At 64.6% G+C, this 14,908-nt stretch carries 17 protein-coding genes and 2 rRNA genes (1 of these 19 cut by a window edge); 5 read left to right on the top strand and 14 right to left on the bottom strand.

Annotation, left to right across the window (positions count from 1 at the left end):
- Genes sctC through VUG52_RS09630 form a run of 3 tightly spaced genes read right to left on the bottom strand, consistent with a single transcriptional unit; the run spans window position 1 to window position 2,738 of the window.
- Complete coding sequence (sctC, locus tag VUG52_RS09640; RefSeq protein ID WP_276554614.1) at window positions 1–1,521, bottom strand: type III secretion system outer membrane ring subunit SctC; 1,521 nt, start codon at window positions 1,519–1,521, stop codon at window positions 1–3.
- Window positions 1,509–1,931, bottom strand: a complete 423-nt coding sequence (locus VUG52_RS09635; protein ID WP_262952222.1) for a CesT family type III secretion system chaperone — start codon at window positions 1,929–1,931, stop codon at window positions 1,509–1,511. Before VUG52_RS09635 ends, sctC begins: the two co-directional genes overlap by 13 nt.
- Window positions 1,932–1,964: 33 nt before the next feature.
- Window positions 1,965–2,738, bottom strand: coding sequence for a helix-turn-helix transcriptional regulator (locus VUG52_RS09630; RefSeq protein ID WP_423812677.1), 774 nt, complete (start codon window positions 2,736–2,738; stop codon window positions 1,965–1,967).
- Window positions 2,739–3,045: 307 nt separating this feature from the next.
- Between VUG52_RS09630 and VUG52_RS09625 the strand changes: the two genes are divergently transcribed.
- Window positions 3,046–3,414 (top strand): CesT family type III secretion system chaperone, encoded by a 369-nt coding sequence (locus VUG52_RS09625; protein ID WP_331832786.1) that lies wholly within the window; start codon window positions 3,046–3,048, stop codon window positions 3,412–3,414.
- A 7-nt stretch (window positions 3,415–3,421) separates the two neighbouring features.
- On the opposite strand, the gene VUG52_RS09620 is transcribed toward VUG52_RS09625, so the two are convergent.
- From VUG52_RS09620 to VUG52_RS09595, 6 genes are all read right to left on the bottom strand, one after another.
- The gene (locus tag VUG52_RS09620) at window positions 3,422–4,006 is read right to left on the bottom strand and encodes a DinB family protein (protein WP_262952224.1); all 585 of its coding nucleotides are present in this window, start codon (window positions 4,004–4,006) and stop codon (window positions 3,422–3,424) included.
- Window positions 4,007–4,017: 11 nt separating this feature from the next.
- Window positions 4,018–5,118, bottom strand: a complete 1,101-nt coding sequence (gene zapE / locus VUG52_RS09615; protein WP_050704918.1) for a cell division protein ZapE — start codon at window positions 5,116–5,118, stop codon at window positions 4,018–4,020.
- Between the two features lie 75 nt (window positions 5,119–5,193).
- A complete protein-coding gene (locus VUG52_RS09610) occupies window positions 5,194–6,342 on the bottom strand; it encodes a PQQ-dependent sugar dehydrogenase (protein WP_262952225.1) in 1,149 nt (382 codons plus the stop codon).
- Window positions 6,343–6,363: 21 nt separating this feature from the next.
- Window positions 6,364–6,684, bottom strand: a complete 321-nt coding sequence (locus VUG52_RS09605; protein WP_262952226.1) for a hypothetical protein — start codon at window positions 6,682–6,684, stop codon at window positions 6,364–6,366.
- A 132-nt stretch (window positions 6,685–6,816) separates the two neighbouring features.
- Window positions 6,817–7,782, bottom strand: a complete 966-nt coding sequence (gene speB, locus VUG52_RS09600; protein ID WP_262952227.1) for an agmatinase — start codon at window positions 7,780–7,782, stop codon at window positions 6,817–6,819.
- 23 nt (window positions 7,783–7,805) lie between these two features.
- Window positions 7,806–8,885 (bottom strand): extracellular solute-binding protein, encoded by a 1,080-nt coding sequence (locus tag VUG52_RS09595; protein WP_050704895.1) that lies wholly within the window; start codon window positions 8,883–8,885, stop codon window positions 7,806–7,808.
- A 102-nt stretch (window positions 8,886–8,987) separates the two neighbouring features.
- Here VUG52_RS09595 and VUG52_RS09590 point away from each other — a divergent pair, with 102 nt between their 5' ends.
- On the top strand, window positions 8,988–9,878 hold the full coding sequence (locus VUG52_RS09590) for a LysR family transcriptional regulator (protein WP_050704894.1): 891 nt from the start codon (window positions 8,988–8,990) through the stop codon (window positions 9,876–9,878).
- A 122-nt stretch (window positions 9,879–10,000) separates the two neighbouring features.
- The gene (locus VUG52_RS09585) at window positions 10,001–10,471 is read left to right on the top strand and encodes an LEA type 2 family protein (protein ID WP_262952232.1); all 471 of its coding nucleotides are present in this window, start codon (window positions 10,001–10,003) and stop codon (window positions 10,469–10,471) included.
- Window positions 10,472–10,495: 24 nt separating this feature from the next.
- On the opposite strand, the gene VUG52_RS09580 is transcribed toward VUG52_RS09585, so the two are convergent.
- The gene (locus tag VUG52_RS09580) at window positions 10,496–11,437 is read right to left on the bottom strand and encodes a carbon-nitrogen hydrolase family protein (protein ID WP_331832785.1); all 942 of its coding nucleotides are present in this window, start codon (window positions 11,435–11,437) and stop codon (window positions 10,496–10,498) included.
- Between the two features lie 66 nt (window positions 11,438–11,503).
- A complete protein-coding gene (locus VUG52_RS09575) occupies window positions 11,504–11,767 on the bottom strand; it encodes a hypothetical protein (protein WP_028692589.1) in 264 nt (87 codons plus the stop codon).
- Window positions 11,768–11,899: 132 nt separating this feature from the next.
- Here VUG52_RS09575 and VUG52_RS09570 point away from each other — a divergent pair, with 132 nt between their 5' ends.
- Window positions 11,900–12,220 carry a DUF883 family protein gene (locus VUG52_RS09570; protein WP_050704890.1) on the top strand — a complete coding sequence of 107 codons (321 nt, stop codon included), beginning with the start codon at window positions 11,900–11,902 and terminating at the stop codon, window positions 12,218–12,220.
- Between the two features lies 1 nt (window position 12,221).
- Here the strand turns inward: VUG52_RS09570 and VUG52_RS09565 are convergent, their stop codons facing one another.
- Entirely contained in the window at window positions 12,222–12,839 is a 618-nt protein-coding gene (locus VUG52_RS09565) for a tRNA-(ms[2]io[6]A)-hydroxylase (protein ID WP_050704889.1), read from the bottom strand.
- Window positions 12,840–12,995: 156 nt separating this feature from the next.
- Between VUG52_RS09565 and VUG52_RS09560 the strand changes: the two genes are divergently transcribed.
- Window positions 12,996–13,859 (top strand): universal stress protein, encoded by an 864-nt coding sequence (locus tag VUG52_RS09560; RefSeq protein ID WP_050704888.1) that lies wholly within the window; start codon window positions 12,996–12,998, stop codon window positions 13,857–13,859.
- 233 nt (window positions 13,860–14,092) lie between these two features.
- Here the strand turns inward: VUG52_RS09560 and rrf are convergent.
- Both rrf and VUG52_RS09550 read right to left on the bottom strand, forming a co-directional pair.
- Window positions 14,093–14,208 (bottom strand): 5S ribosomal RNA (rrf, locus tag VUG52_RS09555).
- Between the two features lie 130 nt (window positions 14,209–14,338).
- Window positions 14,339–14,908, bottom strand: a 23S ribosomal RNA gene (locus VUG52_RS09550) (it continues 2,323 nt past the right edge of the window).

The following is a 14,908-nucleotide window of genomic DNA, read 5'->3' as shown; positions in this document are numbered from 1 at the left end:
TCAGGCACGCTCGCCAAGCCCGGGATCGATCAGCCTCGGCTCGATCAGGAACAGCCGCACCGAACGCCGGGTGTTGCTCGACTGATAGCGGAACAAGGCGCCCAGGAAGGGAATGTCACCCAGCAACGGGACCTTGCGGATGCTTTCGCTGGTCTCGTCGCGATGGATGCCGCCGATCATCAGGCTTTGTCCAACATCGACCCGGGCCAGCGTGTCGATGACCGTGCGGCTGATAGTGGGAATGCCATCGGGCCCAGTGCTGTTGGGCTTCTGGCTGCCGTCCTCGATATGCAGGCTCAGACTGATTTCCGGTCGATCCGTGCTGCGGATCAGGCGCGGCGTCATCTTCAGCAAGGTGCCGTAGGTAATGGCCTTGAGCTCGGCCACCCGCTCGCCCATCACCCGCACATAGTAGGTTTCGCTATGATCGATCACCGCCAGGGTGTTTTCCTGGGTCAGCAAGGTCGGTCGCGACACCACCTGGGCATGGCCTTGGCCCTGCATCAGGGTCACCTTGGCCAGTAGCCGGTTCAAGCCGCGACTATCGACCAAACTGCCGGACAACGTGGTTTGCGCCAATCCCGCTTGGGTACGGATGTCCATCAGTTGATGCTTGCCGATTCCGAACTGCCATTCCACGCCAAGCTCATCCAGGTGTTCGGCGTTGATATCGAGGATCGTCAGAGCTACTTCGATCCGCGCCGCCGGCCGGTCCAGCGCCATGACCAGGCGTCGGTACATGGGCAGGCGCTCGGCGTGATCACGCACGATGATGGCATTGAGCGACGGTTCGGCCTGGACCACGGCCCGGCCGGCACGCACGGGCGCGCCCTCTGCCACGGACTGGCCGTCGACCGCCACCACATTGGCATCGGCCAGCAACCGGGAAAGGAGCGTGGCCACGCCAGGTACCGCCACCTTCTGGTCGCGATAGTCGATCTCGCGGTCCACGGCCACCGCATGCCGGAGCGGGATCACCTCGACGCTCAGGCTGCCACCCAGTTCATCCTGCAGGCTGGCCTGCTGCTCCAGGGCCTTGACGGTCTGCTCGATCCGATCCAGGTAACGCGGTGGCCCCGAGGCATAAACCAGCCGCCCACCTGCCGCGGCACGCCAGGCAAAGCGTGAGGTCCAGCCACCACCCTCCTGGAGCGCGGCGCGCAGTTGCGGCTCGCGCACCTTGTCCAGGTGGATCAGCCGGGTCTGCACTTCGCTCGACTTGTCGACGTGCAGCACCGCGCCGTCGTAGTACCAGGCCAGGTTGTAGAGCACCGCGACCTGTTCGAGAAACGCCTGCGGGTCCGGCTGCTCGAAGGTGGCGCTGACCTGGTCCCTGACCTTGTCGCTGACCACCACCGAACCCTGATAGCTGGCGGCAAAGTTGGTCAGCACGTCACGCAGGCTCTCGCCCTGGGCGATGTAGTGGAACGGTTCTTCCGACCAGTCCAGCGGCTCGCCCTGGGCGACAAGACTGGCCAGCAGGGCTGCCAAACCGGTGGCAAGCGATCTCAGGGCAGCCATACGCTTGCTCCCCGGGCAATCACAGGTGCTGGACCGAAACGTTGCGCACACAGATGATTCAGCAGGGCGACCTGCACCCCAAGCACATGTTCTAGGGTGTCCACATCGCCCGACGAAGTATCTACCCAAGCTTCGAGCATCAGCTCTCCCTCAGGCGTCAGCGCCAGCCGCTGCGGGCAATGCGCGGCCCACGCCGTGAGCATGCCCAACAGGCGCCGCAGGACCTGCTGATCGAGACCGGCACCTTGCCCAACCACTGACGATAGCGAACTGCGCGCCATGAGCTGTGCGCCTCGCGGTTCAAGCCGCAGGCCATGGCCATCGATGCACAGGTGGTAGCCGCCAGCGTCATCGGCCAGCCAGGGCGCCATGCCCAGGCGACGGGCCAACTGCGTTGCAAGTCTGTTCATGCAGGTCTTGTCCATGCGAACTCAGGGGGATGTCTAGCGACGGGCGTCACTGGGCGTACAGCCGAAACGCCGGCGATAGCTCTGGCTGAAATACGACTGGCTGGAAAAGCCGCTTTCCATGGCGATATCGACAATGCTCATACGCGTGTTCAGCAGCAGGTGATGCGCATGGACGATCCTGCGCTCGGTGATCCAGGCCCGTGGCGAGCAGTTGTAGAAGGAGCAGAACAGGCTCTTGAACGCCGTCAGGCCCAGCCCGAAAGCCTCGGCGTACTGGTCCAGGCGCCAATCGCGCAGGTAATGCTGCTCCATGAAGGCGTGCAGCCGATCGACATGGCGATTGCCCTGTTGGCGCAGGGCCGCCAGCAGCGTCCGACCTTGCGCCCCAAACACCAGCAGCAACAGCAGCTCCTCCAGGCGCAGCATCGCCAGCATCGACGACGTCCCCTCGCCTTCGAGCGCCGCCAGACGGGTCACGCATTCCTGCGCCAAGGTGCAGGGATGAAGTCGCAGGGTATTCACGCCGGGTTCGCCGCAGCGCTCGAGATGGCTCAGTTCCTGGCCGTGACGCTGCATGAACGCCTGCACGAAATTCACGTCCAGCGGCAGCCACAGCACCTGGCACGCCTGCCATCGGGTCGCCACCAGGTAGGTGCCACGTTTGACGAACAGCAGTTCGCCGGCCTGTAGATCGATGACGTTGTCTTTTTCGCGCACGGCCAGCTCGCCTGCCATGATCGCGTAGAAGCCTTCCTGACCCTGGGACGCAAAACCCGCCCCGACAACATCCAACTGCCGCCCTTGCACACACCAGTCCTCAACTGGAGAAATCCCTCTCGCACCAGGCTCACTTCCCGTAGGCCCCTTTACACACCACGTCGAAGCTCAACCGGTGTAGTCATGGCCATAGGCTACGATGCCCTCCCACGCTTGAACGCAGGGATTGTCCTCGCATGGACAGAGGCATTTCGCCATCGCTTGTAGGAAGTTCGCCGAGCTTGGCGCACAGCAGAAAGCGGGAGAGCGCCGACAGCTAAAAAATGACGACAGCCTCCGATAGTCGAGCAGGCGACGCGGTCGTTACCGTGGCGGCCCCCTCCAACGAGAATTCGCCATGCCAGGCACGAACTATGACTATGCACTGACCCAGCTGTACGCGGCCTTGAAACTGGAGCCCCCTGTGGCCTTCGAGCCCGTGATCAGCCTGCGGGTAGGCACCCATGTGTGCAACGTGACCGAGCACCCTGCCGACCAGTTGCTGATGTTCATCGAACTACCCGCCACCGATGGCGTGGGCTGGGGCCAGCAGAACCTGTTTTGCCAGGACCTGTGCAAACCCATGCTCGGGGTCGATCCGCTCACGGACATGCACGTGCTGTGGAACCGCCAGCCCCTGGTCCAGATGGACCGCGCCATGGTGCATCACCAGCTGGAACAGCTGGTTCAGGCCGCCCACGACCTGGCCGACAGCGAAACGCCTTGAGCCGCGTTCAGCGCTGCGCCCAGATCTGCGCCTCGCTCCAGCCCAGGGCGGCAAAGTCCTCGGCGCGCAGCGAGGCCTCCTCCTCGCAGAAGAATTCATCCAACTGCGGAGGCCTGATCGACGTGTCACTGAGCATCGCATGTACCTGGCCACGGTGATGGATCTGGTGTTCGAACAGGTGCGACAACAAGCGCAGGCGCGGCTCATGCTGCATCCGCTCTGGCCGCGCGATGCTGACATAGCGTCCGAGCTGGTCATCACGCAACTGCCGGCAATAGGCGATCAGTCGCTGATCGGCCTGAGCCTGCTGGGCGTGCAGGTCGGTGCACGTGGCAAAAGGTTGCTCAGGCACGAAGAAGCGCTCGCCGTCAGGATCGGGCGCTTCACCACGCTGCTCGCACTCCAGCGCGTCCAGGTAGAACCAGTCCACCGTCAACAGGTGGTTGAGGGTGGCCTTGATCGAGGGGAAGAAGCTGCAGCGGGGGGCGACGAACTCGTCCTGGGTCAGTTGCAGGCAAGCCTTGTACAGGCGGTGGTTGGCCCAGCCATTGTTGTAGGCTTGGGTCAGCAGATGATGCGACAGCGGCTCCATGGTCGACTCCTTCAGGCGAAGCGTTGCAGTTGCATCTCCCGTAGCCGGCTCAGGGTTCGTTGGTACGGGAACGCCAGATACCCTTGAGTGTAGAGCGCTTCCAGCGGAACCTCGGCCTCCAGGTACAACGCCACACGACGGTCGTAGCACTCGTCGACCAGCGCGATGAAGCGCCGCACGCTGTCATCCTTGGGCGCCAGGGTCGGCAGTTCGCGGTCTCCGGCCTCGACGCGGGCCGCACCATCTTCAGTCCCACGGGCGATACGCCCGGCCTGCTGCACGCCGCCCAGGGCCGGCACATCACTGAGCAGAATGGCCGGGTAACGGTCGCACAGCGCCATGAAGTCCATGGCGGCCAGGGGCTGCTCGCACAGATCGGCAAATCGGCACCAGAGCGCCCGTCCGCTGTGGCGCACCACCTGGACATGGCGCGAACCAATCTGAACGGCCTGCGTGCTACCGAGGTCATCCGGGCTCAACTGGTCGAACACCGCCGCCAGCGCCCCGCCACCGCCCGCAGGTGCCACCCAGTAGCGCTGCAGCCGAGCCCCCGGATGCAGGCGATGGTCCTGCTCTCCGGCTACCGACAGCACGCGCATATGCTGCTCGATGGCGGCAATGGCCGGCAGGAAGCGCTCGCGGTTGAAGCCGTCGCGGTACAGCTGGTCGGGGGGCTGGTTGGAGGTGGCGACGATTACCACGCCCTGGTCGAACAGCACTTGGAACAACCGGCCGAGGATGATCGCATCACCGATATCGCTGACGAACAGCTCGTCGAAACACAGCACGCGGATCTCGCCGGCCAACTCGCGGGCCAGGGCCTTGAGCGGGTCGGCGGTGCCGTTGAGCTGGAACAGGCGCTGGTGGACCCAGGCCATGAAGTGGTGGAAGTGCTGGCGCCGTGCCGAAAGCTTTAATGAACGGTGGAACAGGTCCATCAACCAGGTCTTGCCGCGGCCGACCGGGCCCCAGAGGTACAGGCCCTGGGTCGGTTTATCCTGGCCCAGGGCGTCGAAACAGGCCTGCAATGCGGTGACGACGGCCGCCTGGGCCGGGTCGGGGAAGAAACCGCGTTCGTTGAGAGCTTGGAGATAGAGGGATTCGGGCGTCATGCCAGCCATGGTACGACACTTTCGCCCCTATCGTGCGTGGGAGCGGGCTTGCCCCGCGATAGGCCCCCTCAGGCATCAACCGCCCGTCAACCCCACCTTCAGCAATGCCCCATCCTTGGCATCGGTCAGCACATACACATAGCCATCCGGCCCCACCCGCACGTCACGGATACGCGCCTTGAGATCGCCCAACAAGCGCTCTTCATGCACGATCTTGTCACCATCGAGCTGCAAACGAATCAACTCCTGGGTCGCCAGCGCGCCAATGAACAGGTTGTGGTCCCACGCCTTGAACGTCGGGCTGTCGTAGAACGCCATGCCGCTGATACCTGGCGACTTCTCCCACACATGATGCGGGTCGACCATGCCCTGGACCTGCTTGCCCTTGGCTTCCGGGATCGGCAGCATCGAGTAATTGATGCCATGGGTGGCGACCGGCCAACCGTAGTTCTTGCCGGGCCGCGGAATGTTGATCTCGTCGCCGCCACGGGGGCCGTGCTCGTGGGTCCACAGCTGGCCGGTCCAGGGGTTCAACGCCGCGCCCTGCTGGTTGCGGTGGCCGAACGACCAGATTTCCGGACGCACATTGTCGCGGCCGACGAAGGGGTTGTCCTTGGGTACCTCGCCATCGGGCAGGATGCGCACGATCTTGCCCTGCAGCTTGTCCAGGTCCTGGGCAGTGGGCCGCTGGTTGTTCTCGCCCAGGGCGATGAACAGGTAACCGTCGCGGTCGAACACCAACCGCGAACCGAAATGATTGCCTTCGGAGAGCTTGGGCTGCTGGCGGAAAATCACCGTGAAGTGCTCCAGACGGGCCCGGTCCTGGGACAGCTGGCCACGGCCGACCGCAGTTCCCGCCTTGCCGTCGGGGCCTTCCTCGGCGAATGACAGATAGACCGTTCGGTCCTTGGCGAAGTCCGGCGACAGCACCACGTCGAGCAGGCCACCCTGGCCTTCGGCCCACACCTTGGGCACGCCGGACAATGGCGGGCCGACCTTGCCCTCGGCGCTGACGATGCGCAGATTGCCGGGGCGTTCGCTCACCAGCATGTCCTTGCCACCCGGCAGGAAGGCCAGGGCCCAGGGGTTGCGCAGACCGTCGGCGACGGTACTGACGGTCAGTTGCCCCTCTTCACTGGGAAATTGCTGCTCGGCGGCCGCCTGGGCCAACAGCGGAAACAGGCCGGCGGCGGCCAGGGTGGTCAACCAGATACGTGGCGTCATGCTCGATTCCTTCGAGGGGGCTCACGGCACGCGCAGTGAATCGCGTGGTGGCCGGGTGGGTTCCAGGTTCGGGGTCTGCTGCTCGCGGCGCAGGTTGTCGCCATTGCCGATACCCCGGTTGTCGAGGGTCGGCGGGCGCGGGTTGGGTTGCGTGGACGGGCCGCGCACCGGCGGCGTGGCGGGCATGCTGCCCTGGCGGCTGTTGGGGTTGGCACGCATGATCGGGCTGTTGTACGGATTGTTGCTGTCGTTGGCGGCAAGCAACGGCGCCGGCAGGGGCGCAGCCTGGAGCGGCATGGCCAGCAACAGGCCGAGGCCCAGGATTGGCAGGGTGGGGTTCATGCTTCACCTCCGGTACGAAAAGGCGCGCTCCAGGGTTGGATAGCCTAAAGCGCGCAGGGTTCGACGCAAAAGGATGAATATGGGTCCTGATGTTTCAGTATGGCCCCCTGGGGCGGCCATGCAGCCCCGGTGTCAGCCGGCTTTATCCACCTTGTGCCGCGCCGCATACAGGCACAGCATCTCCATCGCCAGCGTCGCCCCGGCCAACGCGGTGATATCGGCATGGTCATAGGCCGGCGCCACCTCCACCAGGTCCATGCCCACCAGGTTGATCCCGCGCAAGCCGCCGAGGATCTCCAGCGCCTGCACCGTGCTCAGCCCCCCGCATACCGGCGTGCCGGTACCGGGCGCGAAGGCCGGGTCCAGGCAGTCGATGTCGAAAGTCAGGTACACCGGCCTGTCCCCCACCCGCTGGCGGATCGCCGCGATGATCGCCTCGGTGCCCTGGCGATGCACCTGGCGGGCATCGAGGATGGCGAATCCCTGGCTATCGTCATTGGTGGTGCGCAGGCCGATCTGCACCGAGTGCGCCGGATCCACCAGGCCTTCACGCGCCGCGTGCCAGAACATGGTGCCGTGGTCGATGCGCTTGCCCTCCTCGTCCGGCCAGGTGTCGCTGTGGGCGTCGAAGTGGACCAGCGCCAGCGGGCCATGCCGGCTGGCATGAGCCTTGAGCAGCGGGTAGCTGATGAAGTGGTCGCCACCCAGGGTGAGCATGGCGCAGCCGGCCTCGAGGATGCGCTCGGCGTACGCCTCGATGCTGTCCGGCACCGACGCTGGCGTGCCGCTGTCGAAGGCGCAGTCGCCGTAGTCGATCACCGCCAGGTGGTCGAACGGGTCGAACGTCCAGGGCCAGTGCCGGGCCCAGGCCTGCTGCACCGAGGCGGCGCGAATCGCCCTCGGGCCGAAGCGCGCACCGGGGCGGTTGCTGGTGGCGGTGTCGAACGGCACGCCGCTGACCACCACATCAACACCGCGCAGGTCGCGGCTGTAGCGGCGCCGGGAAAAACTGGTGATACCGGCATAGGTGCTCTCGGCGGCGGTGCCGTAGAGGCTGTCACGGGTCATGGCCTGGTCGTTGTCCTGGGCGAGATCCACGGTCTGTCTCCTGTCGTTGTTGTTCACTGGCGGCTGCGGAAGGCGGTCCACAGGCGGTTGCGCTGGCGCAGGTCGGACAACGCCATGCTGCGGTCGGCGAACAGGCGCTGGCGCACCTCGGCCGACGGGTAGATGTCCGGGTCGTTGCGGATCGCCGCGTCCACCAGCGGCGTGGCGGCCTGGTTGGCGTTGGCGAAGAACAGCGTGTTGGTCAGTGCCGCCACCGATTCGGGGCGCAGCATGAAGGCGATGAAGGCGCGGGCCGCCTCGGGATGCGGCGCGTCCTTGGGAATCACCAGGTTGTCCTGCCAGACCAGCGTGCCCTCGCGGGGGATGCGGTAGATCAGCTCGAACGGCTTGCCGGCGCGGCGGGCCTGGTCGGCGGCCATGGCCGCGTCGCCGTTGTAGGTCAGCGCCAGGCACACGCTGCCGTTGGCCAGGTCGTTGATCTGGCGACCGTTGGCCACGTAGCTGATCGAGGGCTGCAACTGCTGCAACAACGCCTGGGCAGCGTCCAGATCGGCCTTGCTCTGGCTGTACGGGTCCTTGCCCAGGTAGTTGAGGGTCAGGCCGATCACCTCCTGGGGCGAGTCCGGCATGGCGATTCCGCAGTCCTTCAGGCGGCTGGCGTACTCGGGCTTGAACAGCAGGTCGAGGCTGTCCAGTGGCACGTCACCGAGGCGCTGGCGCACGGCCTCGACATTCACCCCCAGCCCCAGCGTGCCCCAGGTGTACGGCACGGCATGGCGGTTGCCGGGGTCGGCCTCGGCCAGCTTGGCCAGCAGGTCCGGGTCGAGGTTGGCGTAGCCGGGCAGCGCCTGGGCATCGAGCGGCTGCAAGGCGCCGGCCTTGAGCGCCCGGGCCAGTACCGTGGCCGACGGCACCACCACGTCGTAGCCACTGCCGCCGGTCAGCAGCTTGGTCTCCAGCACCTCGGTGGTGTCGAAGGTGTCGTAGCGGACCTTGTAACCGGTCTCCTGCTCGAACCGCGCCAGGGTTTGCGGGGCGACATAGTCGGCCCAGCTGTACAGGTTGACGACCTTCTCCTCGGCCTGCAGCGGCAGGGCGATCAACAATGAAAGCAGGCACAACGTTCGACGCATGGCGGGCACCTCGGCGTGGGGGTGGATGCCGCCAGCATGCCTGCCGGGTTACATTGTAAAAATGGCAACTATTCAAAGCTGACATTCATCAGGACCAATGTGATGCTCGGACAACTGCACGACCCCGACCTGCACCTGCTGCGGCTGTTCGTCACTGTAGTCGAGGCCGGCGGCTTCAGCGCCGCCCAGGGCGTGCTGGGGCTCAGCCAGCCCAGCATCAGCCAGCAGATGGCCAGGCTCGAGACCCGCCTGGGCTATCGCCTGTGCAGCCGTGGCAAGGGCGGTTTCCGGCTGACCGAGAAAGGCCAGCTGCTGCTCCAGGCGACCCGCGGCCTGCTGCTGCAGATCGAGCAGTTCCGCCAGCAGGCCAACGGCGTGGCCGGACGCCTGCTCGGCAGGCTGCGCATTGGCCTGGCCGAGAACCAGGACCGCGAGGTCACCTTGCGACTGGCCCGGGCCATCGCCCGGTTTCGCCAACGTGACGAGCAGGTGCGCCTGGAGGTGACCTGCGCACCACCCGCCGAACTCGAGCGGCTGTTGCTGGAGCAGCGCCTGGACTGCGCCATCAGCTACTTCTCCGGCAACCAGGCGGCATTCGATTACCTGCCATTGTTCGAGGAACGCCAGCGACTCTACTGTGGCCAGGGGCATGAACTGTTCGACCAGGCCCGGATCAGTCGCGAGCAATTGCTGGAGGCCGACCAGGTCTGCCATCCCTACCGCTTTCTCAAGCAGGGCGAACCCTTCCAGAGCAGGCGCAGTCTGGCGGTGGCGGAACAGATCGACAGCGCGCTGACGTTGATCCTGTCGGGACGGCATATTGGCTACCTGCCCCGCCACTGCGCCGCGCCCTGGGAAGCCCAGGGACTGTTGCGGGCACTGGACCCGACACTGGATTTCGTGGTGCCGTTCACCTTGGCGCGGCACCGTGGGCAGGAGCCCGGTGAAGCGCAGCAGGCGTTCATGGAGGATCTGCGCAGTACATTCGCTTGAATCGGGCCGGTCTGCGGTCCGTCGCAGGCAAGCCCGCTCCCACAGGAACCGCACATTCCTTGATTGCGGCGCCATGCATTTGCCACACTGAGGACTCGCCCGTGTCCCGAGCCTCTATCACCATGTATGCCCGCGCCTGCCTGATCCTGCTGCTGACCCTTGGCCTGAGTGCCTGCGCCCTGTTCCAGGGCCGTGACCCGCTGAATATCAGCGTGATCGGCATCGATCCCCTGCCCGGCCAGGACCTGGAGCTGCGCATGGCGGTGAAGATCCGCGTGCAGAACCCCAACGAAACCCCGGTGGATTTCAACGGCATCGCCCTCAACCTGGAAGTCAATGACCAGCCCCTGGCCGCCGGCGTGAGCGACCAACGCGGACATATCGGTCGTTACGACGAGGCGGTGATCGTGGTGCCGGTGAGCATCACCGCCTTCGCCTTCCTGCGCCAGGCCTATGGCCTGAGCCGGGTCGAATCCCTGCAGGGTCTGCCCTATGTGCTGCGTGGCAAACTGGCGAGCGGCCCGCTGGGCACCGTGCGCTTTACTGACAAAGGCAAACTCGACCTGCCCGCCGCCACCAGTGCCGGCTGGTAAACCTGTTCTCAGGTAAACGAACGATCACTCGCCAGCACGGGTGGAGCCGACAAAGCGCACGCCGGGACGCGGACGCTCGTCCACGCTGAGCTCGAACACATCCGGCCGCGCATAGTGGCCGACCACATCGAAGTCGTAGCGCGCACGCACCAGCTCGTCGGTATCGACCTCGGCGCAGAGCAGCCCGCGCTCGCCCACCAGCGGCCCGGCCAGCACCTCGCCGAGGGGGCCGACGATCACGCTGCCGCCATTGATCAACGGCCGCTCGGCCGGCCAGTTGGCCACCTCAAGGCCCAGCGCCGCCGGTGAATCCTGCACCTGGCAGGCGCTGATGACAAAACAGCGTCCTTCGGCGGCGATATGGCGCATGCTGACCTGCCACAGCTCGCGCTCGTCCACCGTCGGCGCGCACCACAGTTGCACGCCCTTGGCGTACATGGCGGTGCGCAGCAGCGGCATGTAGTTCTCCCAGCACACCGCCGCACCGATGCGCCCGGCATGGCCCTCCACCACCGGCAGCGTGGAGCCGTCGCCCTTGCCCCAGATCAACCGCTCGGTGCCGGTGGGCATCAGCTTGCGGTGCTTGGCCACCAGGCCGCCCTCAGGCTCGAAAAACAGCACGGTGCAGTACAGGGTGTTGCCGCTGCGCTCGATCACGCCGAGCACCAGGCTCGCCCCGGTGCGCGCCGACAGTCCGGCCAGCGCCTCGGTTTCGGCACCCGGTACATCGATGGCGTTGGCAAAATAGCGGGCGAAGGCTTCACGCCCTTCGTGCAGGCGATAGCCGAGCTGGGTACCGAAGCCCTCGCCTTTCGGGTAGCCGCCGAGCAACGCCTCGGGCATCACCACCAGGCTGGCGCCGGCCTCGCGGATGGCCTGCTCGTAGCCGAGGATCTGTTCCAGGGTGGCGGCCTTGCCCGCAGGCAGCGAACCGATCTGCAGGGCGGCAACGATGGATCTTGGCATCTTGGGGACTCCTGTCTGAAGAACGCCGAATGGTGCGCGCCGCCGTACCGGAAGTGTCCGCCTGCCTCAGCGGTTGGCGCTGGCGGCGGCCATCATCTTGTTCACTTCACTGCGTACCAGCTGGTTGAATTCCACCGGCGACATGCCGTCGAGCTCGGCGCGCACCCATTCGGCCCACTTGCCCTTGCGCCGCGGCTTCTCCGCGATCAGCCGCGCGGCCTCGCCCTTGGCCTTGGCCAGGTTGTTCTGCCAGTACTCGAACAAACGGGCCTTCTCTGCCTCGATCTGCGCCCGTTCCTGGAAGCTCATGTTGGCCAGATTGAAACTCATGGGGGTATTACCTGCCGCTGTAAAATGGGCGCTATCTTACACTGTAGCGACGCGCCATCGGTACGCCGCTGCAACTTTCCCGGCGCCGTGGCATCCACTGTTCAACGCCCAACCCTTCACGAGGATGTGTACATGGCCAGGAAAACCGCCACGCAAGCCGACAACGACCAGATCAAGGATCAGGTGTTCAGTGAGCTGCAGGCCTTGATCGAAGAGTCCGAGAAACTGCTCAGCGACAGCGCGTCGCTGGTGGGAGAGGAAGCAGAAGGCCTGCGCGCGCAGCTCGGCCTGAAACTGCGGCAGGCCCGAGACGCCACCGGCCGGCTGGGCCGCAAGGCGCAGCCCGCAGTCGAGGCGACCCAGGAGTACATCGGTGGCCACCCCTGGCAGACAGTGGCGATCTCGGCAGGCTTTGGCCTTGTGGTCGGGTTGCTGCTCGGTCGCCGGCAATAGCTCAGGCCGCTTGTGCCATCGGAATCCCGCTGTGGAAGCGCAGCTCCTGGTCGGGTGAGGTGATCAGCCCGGCCTCCGCCTCGCGCACCTGCTCCACCACCCGGGCGATATCCGCTTCGTCACCGTACTGGTGAGCCAGCTTCAGGTAGCCCTGGTAGTGCCGAGCCTCGCTCTTGAGCAGGCCGTGGTAGAAGGTGCCGAGCTCTTCGTCCAGGTGCGGCACCAGGGCGGCGAAGCGCTCGCAGCTGCGCGCTTCGATGAAAGCCCCCACCACCAGGGTATCCACCAGCTTGACCGGCTCATGGGCGCGCACCAGCCGGCGCAGGCCCGAGGCATAGCGCCCGGCCGAGACCGGACGCAGCGGCACGCCGCGGCGCTTCATCAGGCGCAGCACCTGCTCGTGGTGCACCAGTTCCTCGCGGGCCAGACGCGACATCATGTTGATCAGGTCGAGGTGGGTGTTGTACTTGGCGATCAGGCTCAGCGCGGTGCTGGCCGCCTTGAACTCGCAGTTCTTGTGATCGATCAGCAGGGTCTCCTGGTCGGCCAGCGCCGCCTCGATCCAGGCATCAGGGGTACGGCAACCGAGGAAGGCGTCGATTTCGGGAATCAGGGACATGGCACTCACAATCACACAGGACATCGGCAGGACCGGCGATTATACCGGCGACCGTGCCGAGTGCCAGTGACTATGCTTGATACATATCAAGCGGCAGCGGCAGCAGCGCCGTCTATAGTCAGGCATTGGCCGCCATTCTGAAGGGAGTTCACGCCCATGCAAGCCGTACGCAGCATCCTTGTCGTCCTCGACCCCGAGCACGCCCACAGCCGTGCCCTGACTCGGGCCAAGCTGATCGCCGGGGTGACCGGCGCGCGCCTGCACCTGCTGATGTGCGACAAGAAGCAGGATCATGACGCGCTGCTCAGCTTGCTCAGCAGCCAGTTGCACGACGACGGTTACGACAGTGTCACCCACGAGCAGCACTGGAAGGACAACCTGCACAAGTCGATCATCCATGTGCAGCAGGCCGAAGGCTGCGAATTGGTGATCAAGGAACATCGGCCGGACAATCCGCTGCGCAAGGCACTGCTCACTCCCAGCGACTGGAAACTGCTGCGCGAATGCCCGTGCGCGGTGCTGATGGTCAAGAGCGAGCGACCATGGACAGGTGGCAAGATCCTGGCGGCCGTGGATGTCGGAAACCAGGACGAGGCCCATCGCCTGCTGCATGCCAGCATCATCGACCATGGCTATGACATCGCCAGCCTGGCCAAGGGCGAACTGCACGTGATCAGTGCCCATCCCTCGCCCATGCTGTCGGCCGCGGACCCGGTCTACCAGCTCACCGAGACCATCGAGAAACGCTATCGCGAGGCATGCCTGGCGTTCCAGGCGGAGTTCGATATCACCGATGACCGCCTGCATATCGCCGAAGGGCCGGCAGATGTGCTGATTCCCTATACCGAGAAGAAGCTCGATGCCGTGGTGACCATTGTCGGTACCGTGGCGCGGACCGGGATCTCCGGGGCATTGATCGGCAATACCGCGGAGGTGGTGCTGGACTCGCTGGAAAGCGATGTACTGGTGCTCAAGAGCGAAGAGGCCAAGGCGCATCTGGCCGAGTTGGCGCGGGGGTGAAAGACACGACGCGATCCCCTGCAATAACAGAATACCGTGGGAGCGGGCTTGTCGGAACGCCGCACCGCCCGGATGAGGCCGGATCAGGCGGTGATGTTGCCTGGGCTGGCCTAATCGCGGGGCAAGCCCGCTCCCACGTTGTGTATTCCACAGTAAAGGCGGCGTTGGCTTTTGGAACGCGGAAAAGACAAAACCCCTACCTGCTCGCGCAGATAGGGGTTTTGCGAAATGAATCTTGACGATGACCTACTCTCACATGGGGAAACCCCACACTACCATCGGCGATGCATCGTTTCACTGCTGAGTTCGGGATGGGATCAGGTGGTTCCAATGCTCTATGGTCGTCAAGAAATTCTGTTGCCAGAAGATCCAGATGGATACTCCAGCGAATTCGGATATGCGATTTGTGATGTTGCGAACTTTCGGTTCTTTCGTCTTCACCACCGCAATCTGCGCTTTGCAAATTGCTTGGGTGTTATATGGTCAAGCCTCACGGGCAATTAGTATTGGTTAGCTCAACGCCTCACAGCGCTTACACACCCAACCTATCAACGTCGTAGTCTTCGACGGCCCTTCAGGGAGCTCAAGGCTCCAGTGAGATCTCATCTTGAGGCAAGTTTCCCGCTTAGATGCTTTCAGCGGTTATCTCTTCCGAACATAGCTACCCGGCAATGCCACTGGCGTGACAACCGGAACACCAGAGGTTCGTCCACTCCGGTCCTCTCGTACTAGGAGCAGCCCCTCTCAAATCTCAAACGTCCACGGCAGATAGGGACCGAACTGTCTCACGACGTTCTAAACCCAGCTCGCGTACCACTTTAAATGGCGAACAGCCATACCCTTGGGACCGGCTTCAGCCCCAGGATGTGATGAGCCGACATCGAGGTGCCAAACACCGCCGTCGATATGAACTCTTGGGCGGTATCAGCCTGTTATCCCCGGAGTACCTTTTATCCGTTGAGCGATGGCCCTTCCATACAGAACCACCGGATCACTAAGACCTACTTTCGTACCTGCTCGACGTGTGTGTCTCGCAGTCAAGCGCGCTT

The organism is Pseudomonas sp. LH21, from assembly GCF_036549575.1.
In the GTDB taxonomy this organism is placed as follows: Bacteria; Pseudomonadota; Gammaproteobacteria; order Pseudomonadales; family Pseudomonadaceae; genus Aquipseudomonas; species Aquipseudomonas peradeniyensis.
The sequence above is the reverse complement of the archived record's forward strand: the minus strand, read 5'-3'. Positions and strand labels throughout refer to the sequence as shown.

Coding starts and splice junctions, on each gene's coding strand:
- sctC (WP_276554614.1), bottom strand. CDS start 1,521: ATGGCTGCCCTGAGATCGCTTGCCACCGGTTTGGCAGCCCTGCTGGCC.
- VUG52_RS09635 (WP_262952222.1), bottom strand. CDS start 1,931: ATGAACAGACTTGCAACGCAGTTGGCCCGTCGCCTGGGCATGGCGCCC.
- VUG52_RS09625 (WP_331832786.1), top strand. CDS start 3,046: ATGCCAGGCACGAACTATGACTATGCACTGACCCAGCTGTACGCGGCC.
- VUG52_RS09620 (WP_262952224.1), bottom strand. CDS start 4,006: ATGGAGCCGCTGTCGCATCATCTGCTGACCCAAGCCTACAACAATGGC.
- zapE (WP_050704918.1), bottom strand. CDS start 5,118: ATGACGCCCGAATCCCTCTATCTCCAAGCTCTCAACGAACGCGGTTTC.
- VUG52_RS09610 (WP_262952225.1), bottom strand. CDS start 6,342: ATGACGCCACGTATCTGGTTGACCACCCTGGCCGCCGCCGGCCTGTTT.
- VUG52_RS09605 (WP_262952226.1), bottom strand. CDS start 6,684: ATGAACCCCACCCTGCCAATCCTGGGCCTCGGCCTGTTGCTGGCCATG.
- VUG52_RS09595 (WP_050704895.1), bottom strand. CDS start 8,885: ATGCGTCGAACGTTGTGCCTGCTTTCATTGTTGATCGCCCTGCCGCTG.
- VUG52_RS09590 (WP_050704894.1), top strand. CDS start 8,988: ATGCTCGGACAACTGCACGACCCCGACCTGCACCTGCTGCGGCTGTTC.
- VUG52_RS09585 (WP_262952232.1), top strand. CDS start 10,001: ATGTATGCCCGCGCCTGCCTGATCCTGCTGCTGACCCTTGGCCTGAGT.
- VUG52_RS09580 (WP_331832785.1), bottom strand. CDS start 11,437: ATGCCAAGATCCATCGTTGCCGCCCTGCAGATCGGTTCGCTGCCTGCG.
- VUG52_RS09575 (WP_028692589.1), bottom strand. CDS start 11,767: ATGAGTTTCAATCTGGCCAACATGAGCTTCCAGGAACGGGCGCAGATC.
- VUG52_RS09570 (WP_050704890.1), top strand. CDS start 11,900: ATGGCCAGGAAAACCGCCACGCAAGCCGACAACGACCAGATCAAGGAT.
- VUG52_RS09565 (WP_050704889.1), bottom strand. CDS start 12,839: ATGTCCCTGATTCCCGAAATCGACGCCTTCCTCGGTTGCCGTACCCCT.
- VUG52_RS09560 (WP_050704888.1), top strand. CDS start 12,996: ATGCAAGCCGTACGCAGCATCCTTGTCGTCCTCGACCCCGAGCACGCC.